20 protein-coding genes are annotated in these 20307 nt (G+C 67.7%); 17 read left to right on the forward strand and 3 right to left on the reverse strand.

What is annotated here, in order from left to right; genetic code table 11:
* The first annotated feature begins 41 nt into the window (after positions 1-41).
* Both SGRAN_RS16630 and SGRAN_RS16635 read left to right on the forward strand, forming a co-directional pair.
* Positions 42-1388, forward strand: coding sequence for a formimidoylglutamate deiminase (locus tag SGRAN_RS16630; RefSeq protein WP_067185544.1), 1347 nt, complete (start codon positions 42-44; stop codon positions 1386-1388).
* The gene (locus tag SGRAN_RS16635) at positions 1385-2080 is read left to right on the forward strand and encodes a UTRA domain-containing protein (protein ID WP_067185545.1); all 696 of its coding nucleotides are present in this window, start codon (positions 1385-1387) and stop codon (positions 2078-2080) included. Before SGRAN_RS16630 ends, SGRAN_RS16635 begins: the two co-directional genes overlap by 4 nt.
* Here SGRAN_RS16635 and SGRAN_RS16640 read toward each other — a convergent pair whose 3' ends face one another.
* Complete coding sequence (locus SGRAN_RS16640; protein WP_067185547.1) at positions 2081-4021, reverse strand: S9 family peptidase; 1941 nt, start codon at positions 4019-4021, stop codon at positions 2081-2083. It lies immediately after the preceding gene.
* Between the two features lie 331 nt (positions 4022-4352).
* On the opposite strand from SGRAN_RS16640, the gene SGRAN_RS16645 reads away from it, so the two are divergent.
* The 13 genes from SGRAN_RS16645 to SGRAN_RS16705 all read left to right on the forward strand — a co-directional run bounded on the left by SGRAN_RS16645 (position 4353) and on the right by SGRAN_RS16705 (position 16151).
* A complete protein-coding gene (locus SGRAN_RS16645; RefSeq protein WP_067105454.1) occupies positions 4353-4751 on the forward strand; it encodes a hypothetical protein in 399 nt (132 codons plus the stop codon).
* A 57-nt stretch (positions 4752-4808) separates the two neighbouring features.
* A complete protein-coding gene (locus SGRAN_RS16650; RefSeq protein ID WP_067185548.1) occupies positions 4809-6152 on the forward strand; it encodes a TldD/PmbA family protein in 1344 nt (447 codons plus the stop codon).
* A gap of 14 nt (positions 6153-6166) precedes the next feature.
* Positions 6167-6952: an inositol monophosphatase family protein gene (locus tag SGRAN_RS16655; RefSeq protein ID WP_067105456.1), complete on the forward strand. Its 786-nt coding sequence runs from the start codon at positions 6167-6169 to the stop codon at positions 6950-6952.
* A gap of 210 nt (positions 6953-7162) precedes the next feature.
* On the forward strand, positions 7163-7531 hold the full coding sequence (rpsM, locus tag SGRAN_RS16660; protein WP_067105457.1) for a 30S ribosomal protein S13: 369 nt from the start codon (positions 7163-7165) through the stop codon (positions 7529-7531).
* Positions 7532-7633: 102 nt separating this feature from the next.
* The gene (rpsK, locus tag SGRAN_RS16665; RefSeq protein ID WP_003040416.1) at positions 7634-8023 is read left to right on the forward strand and encodes a 30S ribosomal protein S11; all 390 of its coding nucleotides are present in this window, start codon (positions 7634-7636) and stop codon (positions 8021-8023) included.
* A 100-nt stretch (positions 8024-8123) separates the two neighbouring features.
* On the forward strand, positions 8124-9182 hold the full coding sequence (locus SGRAN_RS16670; protein ID WP_067105458.1) for a DNA-directed RNA polymerase subunit alpha: 1059 nt from the start codon (positions 8124-8126) through the stop codon (positions 9180-9182).
* A 275-nt stretch (positions 9183-9457) separates the two neighbouring features.
* Entirely contained in the window at positions 9458-9877 is a 420-nt protein-coding gene (gene rplQ / locus SGRAN_RS16675) for a 50S ribosomal protein L17 (RefSeq protein WP_067185550.1), read from the forward strand.
* 608 nt (positions 9878-10485) lie between these two features.
* On the forward strand, positions 10486-12630 hold the full coding sequence (locus SGRAN_RS16680; protein ID WP_067185551.1) for a prolyl oligopeptidase family serine peptidase: 2145 nt from the start codon (positions 10486-10488) through the stop codon (positions 12628-12630).
* A gap of 26 nt (positions 12631-12656) precedes the next feature.
* On the forward strand, positions 12657-13145 hold the full coding sequence (locus SGRAN_RS16685) for a GAF domain-containing protein (RefSeq protein WP_067185553.1): 489 nt from the start codon (positions 12657-12659) through the stop codon (positions 13143-13145).
* 114 nt (positions 13146-13259) lie between these two features.
* Positions 13260-14102 (forward strand): glycine zipper 2TM domain-containing protein, encoded by an 843-nt coding sequence (locus SGRAN_RS16690; protein ID WP_067112472.1) that lies wholly within the window; start codon positions 13260-13262, stop codon positions 14100-14102.
* A gap of 127 nt (positions 14103-14229) precedes the next feature.
* Entirely contained in the window at positions 14230-14775 is a 546-nt protein-coding gene (locus SGRAN_RS16695; RefSeq protein ID WP_067185554.1) for a hypothetical protein, read from the forward strand.
* 234 nt (positions 14776-15009) lie between these two features.
* Complete coding sequence (locus SGRAN_RS16700) at positions 15010-15543, forward strand: hypothetical protein (RefSeq protein WP_067185556.1); 534 nt, start codon at positions 15010-15012, stop codon at positions 15541-15543.
* 176 nt (positions 15544-15719) lie between these two features.
* Positions 15720-16151, forward strand: coding sequence for a PilZ domain-containing protein (locus tag SGRAN_RS16705; protein ID WP_067185557.1), 432 nt, complete (start codon positions 15720-15722; stop codon positions 16149-16151).
* Positions 16152-16966: 815 nt separating this feature from the next.
* Here the strand turns inward: SGRAN_RS16705 and ctrA are convergent.
* Positions 16967-17674, reverse strand: a complete 708-nt coding sequence (gene ctrA, locus SGRAN_RS16710) for a response regulator transcription factor CtrA (RefSeq protein ID WP_003040277.1) — start codon at positions 17672-17674, stop codon at positions 16967-16969.
* A gap of 139 nt (positions 17675-17813) precedes the next feature.
* Positions 17814-18740 carry a LysR family transcriptional regulator gene (locus SGRAN_RS16715; RefSeq protein ID WP_067185559.1) on the reverse strand — a complete coding sequence of 309 codons (927 nt, stop codon included), beginning with the start codon at positions 18738-18740 and terminating at the stop codon, positions 17814-17816.
* Positions 18741-18882: 142 nt separating this feature from the next.
* Between SGRAN_RS16715 and SGRAN_RS16720 the strand changes: the two genes are divergently transcribed.
* Positions 18883-19590: a pirin family protein gene (locus SGRAN_RS16720; protein ID WP_067185560.1), complete on the forward strand. Its 708-nt coding sequence runs from the start codon at positions 18883-18885 to the stop codon at positions 19588-19590.
* Positions 19591-19701: 111 nt separating this feature from the next.
* Entirely contained in the window at positions 19702-20304 is a 603-nt protein-coding gene (wrbA, locus tag SGRAN_RS16725) for an NAD(P)H:quinone oxidoreductase (protein ID WP_067112453.1), read from the forward strand.
* The last annotated feature ends 3 nt before the right edge of the window (positions 20305-20307 follow it).

Below are 20307 nucleotides of genomic sequence, written 5' to 3' on the forward strand. Positions count from 1 at the left end.
TGATCCGTTATTATGTCTAGTCATAACAAGGGAGGATCGGAATGCAACAGCTTTGGTTCCGGCAGGCGCTGCTGCCCGACGGATGGCGGAACGCCGTCCTGATCGCCCACGAAGCGGGCCGGATCACCCGGGTCGAGCCCGATAGCGCGGCGGGGTCGGCCGAGGTCCACGCCGTCGCCCTCCCCGGCCTCTGCAACGTCCACAGCCACGCCTTCCAGCGCGGCATGGCGGGCCTGTCGGAGCGCGGCGCCGGGCGCGACGACGATTTCTGGAGCTGGCGCGAGGTCATGTACCGCTTTCTCGCGCGGATGACCCCCGACGACGTCGCCGCCGTCGCCGCGCAGGCCTATGCCGAGATGCTGGAGTCGGGCTTCACCCGCGTCGGCGAATTCCACTACCTTCACCACGATCCCGACGGGCGGCCCTATGCCGATGCCGCCGCGATGGCGGGCGCGATCGTGGCGGCGTGCGACGAAACCGGCATCGGCCTGACGCTGCTGCCCGTCTTCTACGCGCACGGCAATTTCGGCGGGGCGGAGCCCAGTCCGGGCCAGAAGCGCTTCCTGTCGTCGCGCGACGGCTTCGCACGGCTGGTCGAGGCGAGCCGTGCGCTGCTGCCTGCCGACGCAAAGCTGGGGGTCGCGCCGCACTCGCTGCGCGCGGTGACGCCCGCCGAACTGGCCGAGGTGACCGCGCTCGCCACCGACGGTCCGATCCATATCCACGCCGCCGAACAGCAGCGCGAGGTCGACGACTGCCTCGCGTGGAGCGGCAGGCGCCCCGTCGAATGGCTGCTCGACGAAGCGGGGATCGACGCGCGCTGGTGCCTGATCCACGCCACCCATCTGACCGACGCCGAATGCGACGCGCTCGCGGCGCGCGGCGCCGTCGCGGGCTTGTGTCCGGTGACGGAGGCTAACCTCGGCGACGGCATCTTTCCCGCGACACGCTATTTGCGGGCGGGCGGGCGCTTCGGGGTCGGCACCGATTCGAACATCGCGATCGACCTCGCCTCCGAATTGCGCGCGCTCGAATATTCGCAGCGGCTGCGCGACCGGCGGCGCGTGCTGCTCGCCGGAAACGGCCAGGATTCGGTCGGACGCACGCTGTTCGACGCGGCACTCGCGGGCGGCGCGCAGGCGCTCGGCGTCACGGGGGGCTTGTCGGCCGGCGCGCCCGCCGACATGGTCAGCCTCGACATGACGCACCCGACGCTCGCCGGCGCCGATCCGGCCACCCTGCTCGACCGCTGGATCTTCGCGGGCCGCACCGCCCCGATCGACCGCGTGTGGCGCGGGGGCCGGCTGTGCGTCGAAGGCGGCCGCCACGTCGCCGCCCCGGCGATCGCGGCGCGCTACACCGCGACGCTGGAACGCCTGCTCGCATGACCGCGACGCTCGACCAGCGGATTCGTGGCGACATCAGCGCGCGGATTCAGTCGGGCGAATGGCCGCCGGGGACCCGCATTCCCTATGAGACCGAGCTTGCCGCGCATTACGGCTGCGCGCGCGCGACGGTGAGCAAGGCGATGGAGACGCTGGCGCGCGCCGGCCTGATCGAACGGCGACGCAAGGCGGGAAGCTTCGTCGCCCGCCCGCACAGCCAGTCGGCCGTGCTCGAAGTCCCCGACCTCGCCAGCGTCGCCGCCGCCAAGGGCGAGACTTATCGCTGGCAGCGGACCCGACGCGCGGCGCTCGCCGCGGGCGAAGCGCCGGATATCGCCGGGATCGCCGGCGCGGCGCTGGCGGTCGAAGGGGTGCATTTCGCCGACGACCTGCCGTTCGCGATCGAGGAGCGCTGGATTTCGCTCGCCGCCGTGCCCGGATGCGCGGACGAGGATTTCGCCGACACGGCACCCGGCACCTGGCTGCTCGGCCATGTCCCCTGGACCCACGCGCGCCACCGCATCCGCGCGGTTGCCGCGTCGGCGGCCGAAGCGCGGCGGCTGGCGATTCGGCCGGGAACCGCCTGCCTGAGCCTCGAACGCTGGACGTGGCGCGCGCGCGACTATGTCACCTATGTCCGCCAGCTCTTTCCCGGCGACCGCCACGACCTGATCGCCGATTTCGACCCGAGCTGATCAGTTCAGCAGATAATGCTGCCAGAAGAGCAGCGAGGTCCAGAAGGTGTAATCGACATTTTCCTTCTTGCCCCACTGGTGCCCCTCGTTGGTCGCCACCAGGCTCCAGGCCGTACCGCCGTTGCCGCGCACCGCGGCGACGATCTGGTCCGCCTCCGACGCCGGCACGCGCGGATCGTTGGCGCCGGTGACGACGAACAGCGGTTTGCGGATGTCGGAAACGCGCGTCAGCGGAGAGATTTCCATCAGCTTCTGGCGCTGCGCCGGATCGCGCTCGTCGCCATATTCGACACGGCGCAGGTCGCGCCGATATTCCTGCGTGTTCTCGAGGAAGGTCACAAAGTTCGAGATCGCGACGACGCACAGGTTCGCGCGCAGCTTGTCGGCGAAATGGGTCGCGGCGGCGTAGCACATATAGCCGCCGTAACTGCGTCCGGTCAGGCCGAAGCGCGCCGCGTCGAGCCCCTTGTCCTTCGCCAGCGCGTCGAGGAAGACGCCCATGTCGCGAACGCTGTCCTCGCGCTTGAACGGCCCGTTGTCGAGCCCGACGAAGCGCTTGCCATAGCCGGTCGAACCGCGGACGTTGGGATAGAAATAGGCGACGCCCAGTTCGTTGATCAGATAATTGGTGCTGCCCAGGAATTCGGGGCGCCACTGGCTTTCGGGCCCACCGTGGACGTGCATGATCAGCGGTCGCTTGCCCGGGAATTTCGCGGGGTCGGGACGATAGAGGAAGCCCGACATCTCCAGCCCGTCGAAGCTCTTCACCTTGACCAGTTCGGGTTCGATGTTGCGCGCCGCGTCGAGCCCGCCGGTCTCGCTTTTGGTCCAGCGCGTCACCGCGAGCGTTTCGGGATCGACGCTATAGGCGTCGGCGGCGCTGCGCGCCGAGGTGAAGCCGATGCCGATCGCACCCCACGGTGCGACCTCGACATGGCCGATCACGCCTGCGGGCAGGCCGTCGACCGTGCGCGCCCGGCCGCTCGCGACGTCGAGCACGCGCAGGCGGCTCGCCCCCGCCTCGTTGATCGCATAGGCGACGAAGCGCCCGTCATCCGACAGGTCGAACGCCTCGACGTCCCACGATTCCGCCGGCCCGCGCGGCGTGAAGACGCCGGTCGCGGGGTCGAGCGTGCCGAGACGCTGAAAGTCGCTGCCCTCGTCGCTCGTCACCCAGATGGTTCCGTCGGGCGCGAAAGCCGCCTCGCCATAGGCCACCGTCTTGCCGTGGTCGCCGATCGGCGTCATCGCGCCGCTGCCCAGGTCGAGGCGGAACAGGTCGGTCTTTTCGACCGAGGCATATCTGGCGACGAGCGCCCAGCTCTTGTCGGGCGCGAAGCCGGCGACCGCCCAGCCGTTGCTGTCGACCTGCGCGACGAGGCGCGCCGACGCGGGGTCGCGCGGGTTCATGACATAGATGTCGCTGTCGCGGCCGTTCCGCCGCGTCGAGGTGAAGGCGATGAGGCTGCCGTCCTTGCTCCAGGCATTGAGCGCGTTGCGGCTCTTGCCGTCGGTCAGCAGCGTCAGGCGCCCGTCCGTCATCGTGTAGATCTGATAGAATTCGTTGCCGCCGATGTCCTTCTGGACCAGCATCAGGTCGCCGGTCGCTGGCGCCCACACGCCCTGACCGACAGGCTCCGCCTCGAACGTCAGTTGCTCGCGCGCGCCCATCGGCGCCGCGACGCGGTGAAGCTGGGTCGTGTTGCCGAAGCGCGTCGCGATCAGCATCGTCTTGTCGCCGGGGTTCCAGCCGACGAAGGACGCGCCGCGATATTCCATATAGGGCCGCGTCGCCGCCGCAAGCGCCGCGGGGACGTCGGGCATGCCGTCGGCGACCAGCGCCGAGGGCTTCGGCTGCACGTCGGCGGGCGCCTCCTGCCCGGCAGCCGGAACGGACGCCAGCGGCAGGGCCAGCGCGGCCAGAAAAGACAGATGACGCATGATGATTTCCCCATGTTGCGCGATGGATGGCGGTCGCCCGATGAAGGCATCGCGCCCTAAATCTGGCCCATCTCGCCGTTCGTGTCGAGCGGAAGAGAGGGCCGCGTTTCGGGCCCGATGCCCGACGCGCGCTTTCGCCGGTGCCGGGTTTCGACCAACGGCCTCTGCGGCTCGATGGTCGCCATGGAGCAACGGCGCACCGCGAAATCGTTCGGAATCTGCGATGAAATGACGAAAAAATTAACGAATCGCTGGCATCGTGGCTTGACTTGGGGATTAACGGCTGAAAACCTGGGGTTTCTGGGAATCGCCAGCCGGGGAGGCTGAAAACATGGCATCAGCATTCGGACCGCGCCTGTGGAAGCGCTTGCCGCCGAGCGTGCCCGCGGCACGCAGCCTCGGTCGCCGGATGACCCTGCACGCGGCCGCCGCGCTGCTCGTTTTCGCCGCCCTCCAGATCTGGCTGGTGTCGAGCGCGATCGCCGCCGGCGCGCCGTCCGCCTTCATCATCGTTGCGCTCGTCATGCTGGTCGCGCTCGCCCTTCCCGCCGCGCGGCTGACCGAGCGGCGCTGGTATCATCTGAGCCGCCAGGCGCTCGCGAGCTGGGGACTGCACGCGCGCTTCCGCCGCGACGTCCGCCGCCTGTGGGCCGCCGCGCTCGCCCTGCCCTTTCTGTGGGTCAGCGGCGCGATGGCGGCAACGCAGGGTTTCGCCGCCATCACCCTCTAGGACGGCGCCGCCGACTTTGATTTTGACGACCGGTCCCGCGCCGTATAGGGCGCGGCCATGCTGAGTGTTTCCGAAGCCCTCGACCGCGCGCAGATGCTCTGCGACGCCGCGACCAAGGCAGGCGCCGACGCCGCCGACGCCCTTTATTACTGCAACGCCGCGACCGGAGTGTCGATGCGGCTCGGCCAGCTCGAGGATGTCGAGCGGTCCGAGGGGCAGGATATCTCGCTGCGCGTCTTCGTCGGACGGCGCAGCGCGAGCGTTTCGACCGCCGACATGGACGCGGGCGAACTGGCGAAGCTGGTCGAGCGCTGTGTCGCAATGGCGCGCGAGGCGCCCGAGGACCCCTATGCGGGCCTCGCGCCGGAAGAACTGCTCTACAAGGGCCCGGTGCCCGACCTCGATCTCGACGACGGCAGCGAGGCCGACCCGCAAGCGCTGCGCGCCGCGGCGCTGGCGGTCGAGGAAGCCGCGCGCGCCGTCGCGGGCGTGACCAACAGCGAGGGCGGCACCGCGAGCCACAGCCGCACCCGCTTCGCCCTCGCCACCAGCCACGGCTTCGCCGGCGGCTACGGATCGAGCGGGCACAGCCTGTCGGCGAGCGTGATCGCCGGCGAAGGCGCCGCGATGCAGCGCGATTACGGCTGGCACAGCGCGCACCATCTGTCGGACCTCGAAAGCGCGGCGGAGATCGGCGCGCGCGCGGGCACCCGCGCCGTCGCGCGGCTGAATCCGGGCAAGGCGCCGGTCGGCAAGGTCCCGGTGGTGCTCGATCCGCGCGTCGGCGGCAGCATCCTCGGCCATCTGCTCGGCGCGATGGCCGGTCCCGCCGTCGCGCGCGGCACCAGCTTCCTGCTCGGCAAGGAGGATCGGGCACTGTTCGACAGCGGCATCGTCGTCCGCGACGAACCGCACCGGCCGCGCGGCCTGCGTAGCCGCGCCTTCGACGGCGAAGGCCTGCCGACCGGCGCGCGCGACATCGTGGCGGACGGGCGGATCACCGGCTGGCTGCTCGACACCGCATCGGCGCGCCAGCTCGGCCTGGCGCCCACCGGTCATGCCAGTCGCGGCGGCGGCGCGGCGGGCGTGACCGCCAGCAACCTGCACCTCGCCCCCGGCGCCCTGTCCCCCGAAGCGCTGATCGCCGATATCGGCGAAGGCGTCTATGTGACCGAGCTGATCGGCCAGGGTGTCAACGCCGTGACCGGCGACTACAGTCGCGGCGCGTCGGGCTTCGCGATCCGCGACGGGGCGATCGCGGGGCCGATCGCCGAATTCACCATCGCCGGGAACCTGATCGACATGTTCGCGGCGCTGGTTCCCGCCAGCGACCTCGTCTTCCGTCATGCGACCAATGTGCCGACGCTGCGCATCGACGGCATGACGGTGGCCAGCAGCTAAGGCCTCGCTATCCGATGCCCGCCCGCAACCTCGAAGCCGTGATCGCCGCCACGCGCGAGGTCGGCGACATGGCGATGGCGCGCTGGCGCGGCGAGGGAAAGGCGATCGACGTCTGGCACAAGTCGCACGACAATCCGGTCAGCGACGTCGATCTCGCGGTCGATGCGCGGCTCAAGGCGGTGCTCGGCGCGATGGTTCCCGAGGCCGGCTGGCTGTCGGAAGAGACCGCCGACAATGCCGACCGGCTGTCGCGGCGCGCGCTGTGGTGCGTCGATCCGATCGACGGCACGCGCGATTTCATCCGCGGCCGCCCCGGCTGGGCGGTCTCGGTCGCGCTCGTCATCGACGGCGCCCCGCAGGTCGGGGTTCTCTATGCCCCGGCACTCGACGAACTGTGGGTCGCGCGCAAGGGGCAGGGCGCGACGCTGAACGGTGAAACGCTGCGCGCCAGCCGCCGCGTCGCCTTCGATGGCGCGCGCGTCCCCGCCGACAGCCTGCCGAAGGTCGACCGCGATCTGGTGATGGTGACCAAGCCGAACAGCATCGCACTGCGCATGGCGCTGGTCGCCGACGACCGCGCCGACCTGGTCGCGACGCTGCGCTGGGGGTTCGAATGGGACGTCGCCGCGGCGGCGCTGATCGCGGCGGAGGCGGGCGCGACCGTGACCGACGCCTTCGGCCAGCCGCTCGCCTTCAACACGCCGAGCGCGCAGGCCTTCGGCGTCATCGCCTGCGCCCCGGGCATCCACGCGGCGGTCGTCGACCGGCTGCACGACCGGGCGGTGGCGGCAACGTCCTAGACGGCAGCGAAACGCGGATCGGCGAGCCGCCGGACCGGCGCTTTGCTTGACAATCGGGGCGACTCGCCCTAGTTGCGGCCTATTCCAACATACCGACCGGACGGCGAAACGCGGGACGCGGCTTCGTGGTCCGCTTTTTGCGTTGGAAATCAGACGCTTTGAGATAGGGCCCGTTTGCCAGCGTGCCCTGTGGAGCAGGAGAAAGATTACATGGCACGTATCGCGGGCGTCAACCTGCCCACCAACAAGCGCGTGATCATCGCGCTCACCTATATCCACGGCATCGGCCGCAAGACCGCCGTCGGCATCGCCGACAAGCTGGGGATCGACCACAGCCGCCGCATCCAGGACCTCAGCGACGCCGAGGTTCTTCAGATCCGCGAAGCGATCGACGCCGACCTGACGGTCGAGGGCGACCTGCGCCGCGAGACGGCGATGAACATCAAGCGACTGATGGACCTCGCCTGCTACCGTGGTCTGCGCCACCGCAAGGGCCTGCCGGTCCGCGGCCAGCGCACGCACACCAATGCGCGCACCCGCAAGGGCAAGGCGAAGCCGATCGCCGGCAAGAAGAAGTAAGGTCGCGGCGCGTCCACCGGGCGCGCTTCCCTGCTTCGCGGCCGCGACCGGGACCACCCGTCCCTCGCCGGCCAGCTTCAGGATCTAGGACAGGATTTCATCATGGCTCGTGAACCGCAGCGCCTTCGTCGGCGCGAACGCAAGAATATCTCTTCGGGGGTCGCCCACGTCAACGCGACCTTCAACAACACGATGATCACCATCACCGACGCGCAGGGCAACGCCATTGCCTGGTCGAGCGCCGGCATGATGGGTTTCAAGGGCAGCCGCAAGTCGACCCCCTATGCCGCGCAGGTCTGCGCCGAGGATGCCGGCAAGAAGGCCGCCGAGCACGGCGTGCGTACGCTGGAAGTCGAAGTGAAGGGCCCCGGCGCCGGTCGCGAATCGGCGCTGCGCGCGTTGCAGGCGGTCGGTTTCCACATCACGTCGATCCGCGACGTGACGCCGATCCCGCACAACGGCGTGCGCCCGGCCAAGCGCCGCCGCGTCTGACGCTTCCGGATCGGCGGCACCCCCGCCGCCGCGCCGTCACACCATTCACGCGAGGGCAGGCCGCGACCCCGACCCGTCCCGCAAAAGCAAAGGGAAGTCCATGACTGTCAATATCCGGAACTGGCAGGAATTGAAGAAGCCCAGCAACCTGGAAATCAAGGCCGGCAGCGACGGCAAGAGCAAGGCGACCTTCGTCGCCGAGCCGCTCGAGCGCGGCTTCGGCCTGACGCTGGGCAACGCGCTGCGCCGCGTGCTGCTGTCGTCGCTCCAGGGCGCGGCGATCACGTCGATCAAGATCGAGAACGTCCTGCACGAATTCTCGAGCCTTGCCGGCGTGCGCGAGGACGTCACCGACATCGTCCTCAACGTGAAGCAGATCGCGCTCAGGATGGAAGGCGAAGGCCCGAAGCGGCTTCAGCTTTCGGCGACCGGTCCCGCCGTCGTTAAGGCGGGCGACATCATGGTGTCTGGCGACATCAAGGTGATGAACCCCGACCATGTCGTCTGCCATCTCGACGACGGCGCGACGCTGAACATGGAACTCGTCGCCGACACCGGCAAGGGCTATGTCCCCGCGACCGCCAACCGTCCGGCCGACGCGCCGATCGGCCTGATCCCGGTCGACTCGCTCTACTCGCCGGTGCGCCAGGTCGCCTACAAGGTCGAGAACGCCCGCATCGGGCAGGAACTCGACTATGACAAGCTCAACCTGACCGTCGAGACCGACGGCACGGTGACGCCCGAGGACGCGGTCGCCTATGCGGCGCGCATCCTGCAGGATCAGCTCCAGGTCTTCGTCCACTTCGAAGAGGCGATGAACGACAGCGGCCTGATCGGCATGGCGGCGCCGTCGCAGGCGAGCGAGGAGTCGGACGTCAACCAGCTCAACCGCTTCCTGCTCAAGAAGGTCGACGAACTCGAACTGTCGGTCCGCAGCGCCAACTGCCTCAAGAACGACAACATCATCTACATCGGCGACCTGGTCCAGAAGACCGAGGCCGAGATGCTCCGCACGCCGAACTTCGGCCGCAAGTCGCTCAACGAGATCAAGGAAGTGCTCTCGTCGATGGGCCTGCGCCTCGGCATGGACATCCCCGGCTGGCCGCCGGAGAATATCGAGGAAATGGCCAAGAAGCTCGAACAGGAGCTGTTGGGCTGAGCAACGAACCTTCTCCCTTGAGGGGAGAAGGATACATAGCCTTATCGCGAAGCGATCAGGCGAAGTTGGATGAGGGTGAGCGGCGCGAAGCGCCGCGCGGTTGCAAAGCAATCGCATACCCCTCACCCAGCTGCAACCAGGCGACAAGCCGCCAAGTTTTCGCAACCCTCTCCCCCAAGGGGAGAGGGAAGCAACCAATGGGGAATGGGTCGGCCCGTTAATCGACCTGGTCTGGGCTACCTCATACGGGCCCTTAACGAACGAAGGACAAGAACATGCGTCATAAATCGGGTGGCCGGAAACTTCAGCGCACCAGCGCGCATCGCATCGCGATGTTCCGCAACATGTCGGCCTCGCTCATCAAGCACGAGCAGATCACAACGACCGTCGCCAAGGCGAAGGAACTGCGCCCCTATATCGAGAAGCTGGTCACGCTCGCGAAGCGCGGCGGGCTCGCCAATCGGCGCCTCGCGCAGAGCCGGCTGATGGACGACACGCAGCTCGTCAAGCTGTTCGACGTGCTCGCCGAACGCTACAAGGAGCGCAATGGCGGCTACACCCGCATCATCAAGGCGGGCATCCGCGCCTCGGACGCGGCGCCGATCGCGATCATCGAATTCGTCGACCGCGACGTCGATGCCAAGGGCCAGGATTCGGGTCCGGTGATGACCGACGAGGAACTGGAAGACGCGTAAGCCGCACCTTTCCGGTGACACAAGATCAAGGGCGGCGTCCATGGGACGGCCGCCCTTTTTCTTTATCCATAGCCGCCTGGATTAAGGTCTGTGAGGATTCGAGTTTCAGCGCGCTACCTCCTCCGTTCGTCATGCTGAACTCGTTTCAGCATCCATGGCCGGACCTTCCCTTCTGTGCCGCCTTTCATTCGAGGGCAGATCGTGGACCCCCGGATCGGGTCCGGGGCAGGCTCTGAAACAAGTTGGCAATTATCCCTTTTCGACAAGTCACTGTTCCCCGGCGAAAGCCGGGGTCCAGATGGCACAGCGCTGCCAAGCATGGACCCCGGCTTTCGCCGGGGGACGGCTCCCTACTTGCCTGATGGATATATATCCCAAACAAGTTCAGGGTGACGAAAGGGAGAAACCGCGCCGAACCCCGAATCCCCACGGACCTTGGCTGGAAAACCGGGCGTTGAAGCGGCATCATCACAAATTCGTGTCAAGCGGAAGGATGACGCGGATACAGGGGCTCGGCGCCCCTCTACCCGATTCCCCTTGCCCGTCATGGGGCGATGGTTTCATAGGGACGCAAGATTGTTTCCCGATACGATGAGGATCGCCTTGCCATGCACCGCAAAAGCCTGTCCGCGCCGCTGGCGCTGGTTGCCCTGCTCATGACGCCGGGAGCGGCCGGGGCGACCGACGCGGCGGCGCCTGCAAGCGGGCTCGCCTATCCGGCGACCGAGCGCGACGGCACCGCCGACACGCAGTTCGGCGTGACCGTCGCCGATCCCTATCGCTGGCTGGAAGAGGACGTCCGCGTCGCGCCGAAGGTCGCCGACTGGGTCGCGGCGCAGAACAAGGTCACCGACGCCTATCTCGACACGCTGCCCGGCCGCGACATTTTCGCGAAGTGGATGACCGAGCTCTACAATTACGAGCGCTTCGGCCTGCCGCGCAAGGCGGGTGCCCGCTATTTCTATACGCGCAACGACGGGCTCCAGCCGCAGGCGGTGCTCCATGTCCGCGACGGACTGGCGGGCGAAGGCCGCGTCCTGATCGACCCCAACGGCTGGGCGAAGGACGGCGCGACCGCGCTGGCCGAATGGGAACCGTCGGAGGACGGCCGGTATCTGCTCTATGCGGTGCAGGACGGCGGCACCGACTGGCGCATCGTGCGCGTCATGGACGTCGCGACCGGCGCCGACACCCCCGACGAGATCCGCTGGGTCAAATTCTCGTCGCTCGACTGGGCGAAGGACGGCAGCGGATTCTATTATTCGCGCTTCCCCGAACCGCAGGCGGGCGAGGCGTTCCAGTCGCTCAACGAAAATCACGCCGTCTATTTCCACAAGCTCGGCACGCCGCAAAGCGCCGATGTGCTGATCCACGCGAGCCCCGATCAGCCGAAGCTGAACCACAGCACGCGCGTCACCGACGACGGCAAATATGTGCTCGTCGTCTCGTCGGAGGGGACCGACGAACGCTATGCGCTGACGCTCCACCCGGTGAAGGGCGGCAAGGGAATCGCGCTGGTCGACGATTTCGCGAACAATTGGGAATATGTGACCAACCAGGGCCCGCGGTTCACTTTCGTCACCAACAGGGACGCGCCGCGCCAGCGCATCGTCTCGCTCGACATCCGCAAGCCCGGCGTCCTGACCGAGATCGTCCCGCAGCAGGAGGCGACGCTGGTCGGCGCCTCGCGCGTCGGCGATCGCCTGATCCTCTCCTACCTCGGCGACGCGAAGTCCGAGGCGCGGATGGTCGCGCTCGACGGCAAGCCGGTCGCGACCATCAATCTGGCCGCGATCGGATCGGCGGCGGGCTTCGGCGGCAAGCCGGGCGACCCAGAGACCTTCTACGCCTTTTCCAGCTTCGCCCAGCCGACGACCATCTACCGGCTCGACACGGTGAGCGGAAAGACCGACGTCTTCGCGGCGCCGAAGCTCACCTTCGACCCGAAGCAGTTCGCGGTCGAACAGCGCTTCTACAAGTCGAAGGACGGCACCGAGGTGCCGATGTTCGTCATCCAGAAGAAGGGCGTCGACCGGTCGCAGGGTTCGCCGACCCTGCTGTACGGCTATGGCGGCTTCAACGTGTCGCTGACCCCTGCCTTTTCGCCGACGCGGCTCGCCTGGGTCGACAAGGGCGGCGTGCTCGCGATCGCCAACCTGCGCGGCGGCGGCGAATATGGCAAGGCGTGGCACGACGCCGGCCGCCTCGCCAACAAGCAGAATGTCTTCGACGATTTCATCGCCGCGGGCGAATATCTGATCGCCGAGGGGATCGCCGGCCAGGGCAAGCTGGCGATCGAGGGCGGGTCGAACGGCGGCCTGCTCGTCGGCGCCGTCACCAACCAGCGCCCCGATCTGTTCGCCGCCGCGCTGCCCGCGGTCGGCGTGATGGACATGCTGCGCTTCGACCGCTTCACCGCCGGGCGCTATTGGGTCGACGACTATGGCTATCCGTCCCGGGAAAGCGATTTCCGGAATCTGCTCGGCTATTCGCCCTATCACAATATCCGGGGCGGCACCGCCTATCCGGCGATCCTCGTCACCACCGCCGACACCGACGACCGCGTCGTGCCGGGGCACAGTTTCAAATATACCGCCCAGTTGCAGCACGCCGATATCGGGCCGAAGCCGCACCTGATCCGCATCGAAACGCGCGCCGGCCACGGATCGGGCAAGCCGACCGACAAGATCATCGCAGAGGCGGCCGACAAATATGCCTTCGCCGCCAAATGGACCGGGCTGGCCGTCGAATAACGCTGCCTCACTCCGAAAGAACGCACATGTCGCACGCCTTTTCCTTTTCCGCGACCGATCCCGCGATGCTGTGGGCCGAGGTGGCCGACGCCGCCGCGGCGCTGGTGGCGGGCGAAACCGACGGCATCGCCAACATGGCGAATGTCGCGGCGCTGATCTGGCAGGCGATCCCCGACCTCAACTGGGCGGGCTTCTATCGCTTTGACGGCCGCGAGCTGGTGCTGGGGCCGTTCCAGGGCAAGGCCGCGTGCATCCGCATCCCGCTCGACAAGGGGGTGTGCGGTGCCGCCGCGCGGCTGCGCGCGACACAGCGCGTCGCCGACGTGCAGGCCTTTGCCGGCCACATCGCCTGCGACGCGGCGAGCCGCAGCGAACTAGTCGTGCCGATCGTCGTCGCGGACCGGCTGATCGGCGTCCTCGATCTCGACAGCCCCCATCCGGGCCGCTTCACGCCCGAGGATCAGGCGGGTGCCGAGGCGCTAATCGCCCGCGTCGCGCCGGCGCTCGCGGGCTGACATTGGCCCAAAATGGGACGTGCGGATCAGGGTAAACGGATTCGCGAACAAGCCTCGATTTTGCTAACATCCTGTTAACCAATGGCGGATTGCCGCCGGAAAAGGGGATTTGGCATGCGCACCATCTTGTTGCTCGGGGTCGCCGCGGGGTCGCTGCTGCTTGCAGGGCGCGCCAACAGCACGGAGGCGCCCGCTCCGGCGCCATCGCTCGAATATGGCGTGCCCACCGCGACCGACACGCGCGTCTACACCGGCTATCCCGATCGCGTTCCGAGCGAGGTCGAGTATCGCGGCGGCGATTATCCGCCGCCGCCGCCCGGCGCGGTCTTTCGCGGCAGCTATGACGCCGAAGGTCGCTGGACCGGCACCTGGGACGGCACCTATGAAGCGCCCGACGGGCGCCGCTATCACGGCAGCTACGAAGGCTCGGTCGAAGGCCGGCCCGGCGCGGGCGTCGATTATCCGCCTCCGCCGCCCGGCTATGCGCCCTATTATGGCGGATACGACCATGCCTATGAGGAAGAGATGCAACGGCGCTGCGGCCAGGGGGGCACAGTGGGCGGTGCGGTTGTCGGCGGCGTCGTGGGTGGCATCGCGGGCAATCGCATCGCCGGCCGCGGCAATCGCACCGCGGGAACGCTGATCGGCGGCGGGCTCGGCGCGATCGCGGGCGCCGCGATCGGCGATGCCGCGGATCGCCAGCGGTGCGAGGCATGGCGGGCGAGCCGCGGGGGCTATTACCAGGGCGGCGCCTATCAGCACGGTTACGGCTATGGCTATGGATACGGCTATTACACGCCGGGCGTGGTGGTGACGACGATCATCAACGGCCCGCCGGTCGTGACCGAACGCGTCGAAACGAGCACGCGCACTTATTATGAAACGGTCCCGGTGAAAAAGCGCGTCGTCGCCAAGAAGCGCTGGAAACCGAAACCCAAGCCGCGCTGCGTCTGCTGAGAAGAGCGTTCTCACGCGCAATCGGGTCGCCGCGTGCCGAGGGCAGTTCAGCGACGCGAAAGCATCGGCCGCCTAAGGCGGGCCGTGATTGCGGGCCTCATCCCCTGCCCGCCAAGGAGCGTAGCCGATGCGTAAGCTGACCAGCCTTGCGACCGCCACCGCCATCGTCCTGACCTCGGTCGGCCTGTCCGCCACGCCCGCCGAGGCGCGCAGCCGCCATGGCGGCTGGGGCGGCGGAGGCTGGGGCTATCGCCACCACGACCGGATCGACGCCGGCGACGTGATCGGCGGCCTGTTCGTCATCGGCGCGATCGCCGCCATCGCCAGCGCCGCGAGCCGGGACAGCCGCGATCGACGGCCCCGCGACGATCGCTACGAGCCGCCCTATCGCGACGATCCGCGCGACATGCCGCGCTATGAATCGCGCCGCGACGACGCGCCGCGCGCCTATGGCAGCGGCGAAGCCGAAGCGCGCGCCGCCGATGCCTGCAGCTGGGCGGTCGAGGGCGAGATGGGCGACGACGCCCGCGTCGACAGCATCACCGACACCCGGCCGGCCAACGGCGGCGACGGCTGGTATGTCACGGGCACCGCGTCGCGCCTGGGCGGCGAGGTGCGCAGTTTCGGCTGCAGCTACCGGAACGGCCGCGTCATCGACGTCAGCTTCGGCTGAGCCGATATCGGCGCCCTTTTGCGTCGGGCTTTCGGCGCATATCTCCTTCACGCGAACAAAGGCCCGTTCCCCGGCGCGCCGCTTTTCGAACGGCACCGCAGCTCGCGGCGGGCGCCGGGCACGGGCCCAAGACTGAACCCCAGATAAGCGGGAAGTTCAGGGCCGCGTCACCGCAGCCGTCATAGAAGGGCTCCAACAGGCAGCGACCGCTGCCTCGTGTGAAGGAGACCGAATATGACCCGGACGCCCCTCCCCCGGACCGTCCCGGCCTGGACCAAGGCCGTGATCGGGACAGTCGCCGCAGGCGCCATGCTGAGCGCCACGCCCGTGCTCGCGCGCGACCGCCACGATGACGGCATCGGCGCGGGCGAAATCATCGCCGGTGCGGTGGTGCTCGGCGGGCTGGCCGCGATCCTCGCATCCAGCAACGACCGCTACGATCGATACGACAGCCGGTATCGCGGCCGCTACGACGACCCTCGCTATGGGTACGGCTATGACTATCGCCGCTATGGCGACAGCCGCAGTGCGGTGAACCAGTGCGTCAATGCCGTGCAGCGCCGCACGAGCCGCTATGGCCGCGCCGACGTGACCGAGGTGACGCGGATCGATCGCAAGCGCGACGGCTACAAGATCAAGGGCCGGCTGGTGGTGCGCGACGGCTATGGCCGTTGGGGCCGCGGCGGATCCTATGACAAGGGCAAGTTCAGTTGCGACGTGCGCTATGGCCGCGTCCATGACCTCGACGTCTCGGGCCTGCGCCGCTGACGTTTCATTCGGCCCACCGGCGCTTGCCGCGCGCGGTGGGCCGTTGTCGCCGTGCGGCGGCCCGGCCGCCGACGCCCGCGTCGCTATATGAAAATTTACCTTCTTCCTTTAGAGCCTGAAACGGGACCATAATTACCGCCAGACGTGGGGGTCGGGCGGCAGTATCGGGTCGCACCATGCCGCATCCAGAGGCCCCCGCCTCGACGGCTCCAGCCGAAAAGCGCCGACCGCGCCAGTCGCGGCTGGTGAAGGCTGCGCTCGGGTGCCAGCGGCTCGGCCGTTTCGACGTCACGATCCGCAACGTGTCCGAACATGGTATCGGGGGGCAAGGTCCCTATCCGCTCGAAATCGGCGAACGCATGACGATCTTCATGCCGGGGCACGATCCGATGCTCGGCACCGTGCGCTGGGTCGCGGACCGGAAATTCGGCATCCAGACCGACCAGCCGATCGAAACCGTCCGGCTGCGCGCGGCGCACGGCGATCAGCTCGTCACCGCGGACGCCAAGGCCGATTTCCAGATCGTCCCCGCGCCGCGGTTGTCGACATGGCGGCCCGGCCTGGGGCTGACGACCAAGCTTCCCGGCCACTACGGGCGCGGCCGCTAATATGGTGGGATCAAAGTTTTTGTCATCATCGTCACCCCGGGCTTGACCCGGGGTTCCGCTTTTCCTCCATCCGTGCGCGAAAGGAAGCGGGATCCCGGGTCAAGCCCGGGATGACGGAATCGATGGGGCGAACTTCAGATTCAGGTAACTAGCATCGGGCGCTGGAACATCGCGCGTTAAATCTGCACCACTCTTTCTGCCGCTCGTGCTGACCCCGGATCAAGTCCGGGGGAAGCACCGTCCTTCTTCTTGCGGCGCCCAAATGAAAGAACGGCCCCCGTCGACTGCCTTGCAAGCGCTCAGGACAGGCTTCGACAAGCTCAGAGCCTGCCCCCGCGAAAGCGGGGGGCAAACGGTTCAGATTTAACGCACGATGCTTCACGGTCTGTGGGGATTCGGGTTTCGGCACAATTTCTCTTTTCCGTCCCCCTGAACTTGTTTGGCACATATGTCCTTCAGGCAAGTAGGGAGCCGTTCCCCGGCGAAAGCCGGGGTCCATGCTTGGCAGCGCTGTGCCATCTGGACCCCGGCTTTCGCCGGGGAACAGTGACTTGTCGAAAAGGGATAATCGCCAACTTGTTTCAGAGCCTGCCCCGGACCCGATCCGGGGGTCCATGGACTGCCCTCCACTGAAAGGCGGCACCAAAGGAAATGTCCGGCCATGGATGCTGAAACAAGTTCAGCATGACGAACGGATGAGGCAGCGCGCCCGAAACCCGAATCCCACAGACCGTAAATCAGCCCTTGGGAGGGCACAAAAAACCGGCGCGGATCGCTCCGCGCCGGGTCCCCCTTTGCCCTGTAGCGATGCGGCGTCAGGCGACGCGGCGCACCTCGTTGCCTTCCTCGTCGATGTCGCGCAGCACATAGCCGCGGCCCCAGACGGTCTCGATATAGTTTTCGCCGCCGCAGGCGAGCGCCAGCTTCTTGCGCAGCTTGCAGATGAAGACGTCGATGATCTTGAGTTCGGGCTCGTCCATGCCGCCGTAGAGATGGTTCAGGAACATCTCCTTGGTCAGCGTCGTACCCTTGCGGAGCGAAAGCAGCTCCAACATCTGATATTCCTTGCCGGTCAGATGGACGCGGACGCCGTCGACCTCGACCGTCTTGGTGTCGAGGTTGACCGCGAGCTTGCCGGTCTTGATGACGCTCTGGCTGTGCCCCTTCGAACGGCGGACGACCGCATGGATGCGGGCGACCAGTTCGTCGCGGTGGAAGGGCTTGGTGACATAATCGTCGGCGCCGAAGCCGAACGAGCGCACCTTCGAATCCATTTCCGAAATGCCCGAAAGGATCAGCACCGGTGTCTGCACCTTCGCGGTGCGCAATTTCTTGAGCACGTCATAGCCGTGCATGTCGGGCAGGTTCAGGTCGAGCAGGATGATGTCGTAATCATAGAGCTTGCCCAGATCGAGGCCTTCCTCGCCCAGATCGGTCGTGTAGACGTTGAAGCCCTCGGTCGTCAGCATCGTATCGATCGCCTTGGCGGTCGTCGGCTCGTCCTCGATCAGCAGTACGCGCATTGGGCACCCCTTAACCTGTTTCCCACGATCATCCCGCGACCTGTCCGCCGGCTATCGTGACGCCCCCGGCCGACCCCTGTTTGCAGGACTGCCGGAACATTAACCATGAAAGCAATGAAGGGAAAAGGTTAATTTTGATTTAATCGCCGGATTCCCGCGAGTCGCGCCCCGCGCACGACAGCTTCAGCGCCTCGACGAGATAGTCCGACAACGCCCGCACGCGCGCGGGGCGGAGGCGTGAGGGCGGCGAAAGCAGGTGAAGATAGGCTTGCGGAAGCGACCAGTCGGTAAGAATCTTCACCAGCGCGCCCGACGCCAGCGCCTCCTCCACGATGAAGTCGGGCAGGACCGCGATGCCGCCGCCCGCGACGAGCAGCGGGACCATGACATCGCCGTTGTTCGCGAACAGCGGCCCCGTCGGCATGACCGTCGCTTCTTCGCGCGCCCGGTGGAACCGAAGCGGCGCGGCGCGCTCGCGATGGCCGTAGCCGATCAGCCGGTGCGCGCCGAGATCGAGCGGATGCCGCGGCGTGCCGTGGCTCGCGAGATAGGCGGGGCTTGCCAGCACCGACGCCGCGACCGGCGCGATCGTGCGCACGAGCAGACTGGAATCGGCGAGCGGCGCGATCCGCAGCGCAAGATCGATGCCTTCGGCGATGAGGTCCTGCCGCGCGTCGCTCAGCGCCACCTCGATCTCGACCGCGGGATGGCGTTCGAGGAAAGCGGCGAGCGGCGGGCCGAGCACCTTGATGCCGAAGCTCATCGGCGCCGCGAGCCGGACCGGCCCCGCAAGGTCGAGCCGGTCGCCGCGCGCCGCCTCGGTCGCCGCCGTCGCCGCCGCGACCATCGCGCGCGCTTCGCCGAGCAGCCCCTCCCCCGCCGTCGACACCGTCACAGAGCGCGAGCTGCGGTGCAGCAGGGTGATGCCGAGCGACGCCTCGAGCCGGCTCACCGCCTTCGACACGCTCGCCTTCGACAGACCGAGCGCCCCCGCCGCGGCGGTAAAGCTGCCGCTGTCGGCCACCGCGGCGAAGCAGGCCCAGCCTTCATAATCGGGAAGCGCCATCAATACCCCAAATTCGGAAACGATCGTTTTCCATCTACGCTATTCCAGAAACGATCGCCATCGCTATCTTGGCTGCAACACGAAAGGCCGCCGGGGCATATGGCCCGTGGCGGCGATGAAAGGACGATGAAAGGACCAGGCCATGATCGATATCCGCAAGTTCGATACGCTGGGCCACGCCGACCACGGCTGGCTCGATGCCCGCCATCACTTCTCCTTCGCCAACTATCATGACGAGGATCGGATGGGCTGGGGCGCGCTGCGTGTCTGGAACGACGACGCCATCGCGGCGCAGTCGGGCTTCCCCCCGCACCCGCACCGCGACATGGAGATCATCACCTATGTCCGCACCGGCGCGATCAGCCACCGCGACAGCATGGGCAACAGCGGCCGCACCGCGGCGGGCGACGTCCAGGTGATGAGCGCAGGCACCGGGGTCACGCACAGCGAGTTCAACCTCGAGGACGAGGAAACGACGCTGTTCCAGATCTGGATCATCCCCGATCGTCCGGGCGGCGCGCCCGGCTGGGGCCAGCGCGAATTCCCCAGCGCCGACCGTTCGGGCCGGTTCGTGACCGTGGCGAGCGGGATCGAAGGCGACGGCGAAAGTTTCGGGGCCCTGCCGATCCGTGCCGACGCCCGCGTCGCGGCGGCGACGGTGAGCGCGGGCGACCGCGTCGCCTATGACCTCGGCGCCGGACGCCACGCCTATCTGGTCGCCGCCAAGGGCCGCATCCGCGTCAACGGCAAGGACGCCGATCCGCGCGACGGCATCGCGATCCGCGACGTCGCCCGGATCGAGGTCGAGGCGATCGACGACGCTGAACTGGTGCTGGTCGACAGTCTCTAGGCTCTCCCCGCTCCCCTCCCGCGCGGGAGGGGAGCTTCGGGCCGCCGCCAATCCCCTCCCCCCGGCGGCGGCCCACCCCTTTTTTCAAGACCAAGTGAAAGGACAAGGAAGATGGCAAAGGTTCTGGTGCTTTATTATTCGAGCTATGGGCATATCGAGACGATGGCCGACGCGGTGGCCGAAGGCGCGCGCGCCGCGGGCGCCGAGGTCGATATCCGCCGTGTCGCGGAAACCGCACCCGAAGCGGTCGTCCAGGCCGCCGGCTTCAAGACCGACACCGCGCACCCGCTGCTCAGCGACCCCAAGGAACTGGCGAACTATGACGCGATCGTCGTCGGCACGCCGACGCGCTTCGGCCGCATGTCGAGCCAGATGGCGAGTTTCTGGGACACCGCCGGCGGCGTCTGGGCGCAGGGCCTGCTGACCGGCAAGGTCGGCGCCGCCTTCACCTCGTCGGCGACGCAGCATGGCGGACAGGAAACGACGCTGTTCAACATCATCACCAACCTGCTGCACTTCGGCCTGACGATCGTCGGGCTCGATTATGGCTATGCGGGCCAGATGGGCGTCGAAGAGGTCAAGGGCGGCGCGCCCTATGGCGCGACGACGATCGCCAATGGCGACGGATCGCGCCAGCCGAGCGAAGCCGACCTCGGCGGCGCGCGCTATCTGGGCGAACGCGTGGCACGCACCGCGGCGAAGCTGGCGGCCTGACCC

Source organism: Sphingopyxis granuli (assembly GCF_001559015.1).
GTDB lineage: Bacteria > Pseudomonadota > Alphaproteobacteria > Sphingomonadales > Sphingomonadaceae > Sphingopyxis > Sphingopyxis granuli.

Coding starts and splice junctions, on each gene's coding strand:
- SGRAN_RS16630 (WP_067185544.1), top strand. CDS start 42: ATGCAACAGCTTTGGTTCCGGCAGGCGCTGCTGCCCGACGGATGGCGG.
- SGRAN_RS16635 (WP_067185545.1), top strand. CDS start 1,385: ATGACCGCGACGCTCGACCAGCGGATTCGTGGCGACATCAGCGCGCGG.
- SGRAN_RS16640 (WP_067185547.1), bottom strand. CDS start 4,021: ATGCGTCATCTGTCTTTTCTGGCCGCGCTGGCCCTGCCGCTGGCGTCC.
- SGRAN_RS16645 (WP_067105454.1), top strand. CDS start 4,353: ATGGCATCAGCATTCGGACCGCGCCTGTGGAAGCGCTTGCCGCCGAGC.
- SGRAN_RS16650 (WP_067185548.1), top strand. CDS start 4,809: ATGCTGAGTGTTTCCGAAGCCCTCGACCGCGCGCAGATGCTCTGCGAC.
- SGRAN_RS16655 (WP_067105456.1), top strand. CDS start 6,167: ATGCCCGCCCGCAACCTCGAAGCCGTGATCGCCGCCACGCGCGAGGTC.
- rpsM (WP_067105457.1), top strand. CDS start 7,163: ATGGCACGTATCGCGGGCGTCAACCTGCCCACCAACAAGCGCGTGATC.
- rpsK (WP_003040416.1), top strand. CDS start 7,634: ATGGCTCGTGAACCGCAGCGCCTTCGTCGGCGCGAACGCAAGAATATC.
- SGRAN_RS16670 (WP_067105458.1), top strand. CDS start 8,124: ATGACTGTCAATATCCGGAACTGGCAGGAATTGAAGAAGCCCAGCAAC.
- rplQ (WP_067185550.1), top strand. CDS start 9,458: ATGCGTCATAAATCGGGTGGCCGGAAACTTCAGCGCACCAGCGCGCAT.
- SGRAN_RS16680 (WP_067185551.1), top strand. CDS start 10,486: ATGCACCGCAAAAGCCTGTCCGCGCCGCTGGCGCTGGTTGCCCTGCTC.
- SGRAN_RS16685 (WP_067185553.1), top strand. CDS start 12,657: ATGTCGCACGCCTTTTCCTTTTCCGCGACCGATCCCGCGATGCTGTGG.
- SGRAN_RS16690 (WP_067112472.1), top strand. CDS start 13,260: ATGCGCACCATCTTGTTGCTCGGGGTCGCCGCGGGGTCGCTGCTGCTT.
- SGRAN_RS16695 (WP_067185554.1), top strand. CDS start 14,230: ATGCGTAAGCTGACCAGCCTTGCGACCGCCACCGCCATCGTCCTGACC.
- SGRAN_RS16700 (WP_067185556.1), top strand. CDS start 15,010: ATGACCCGGACGCCCCTCCCCCGGACCGTCCCGGCCTGGACCAAGGCC.
- SGRAN_RS16705 (WP_067185557.1), top strand. CDS start 15,720: ATGCCGCATCCAGAGGCCCCCGCCTCGACGGCTCCAGCCGAAAAGCGC.
- ctrA (WP_003040277.1), bottom strand. CDS start 17,674: ATGCGCGTACTGCTGATCGAGGACGAGCCGACGACCGCCAAGGCGATC.
- SGRAN_RS16715 (WP_067185559.1), bottom strand. CDS start 18,740: ATGGCGCTTCCCGATTATGAAGGCTGGGCCTGCTTCGCCGCGGTGGCC.
- SGRAN_RS16720 (WP_067185560.1), top strand. CDS start 18,883: ATGATCGATATCCGCAAGTTCGATACGCTGGGCCACGCCGACCACGGC.
- wrbA (WP_067112453.1), top strand. CDS start 19,702: ATGGCAAAGGTTCTGGTGCTTTATTATTCGAGCTATGGGCATATCGAG.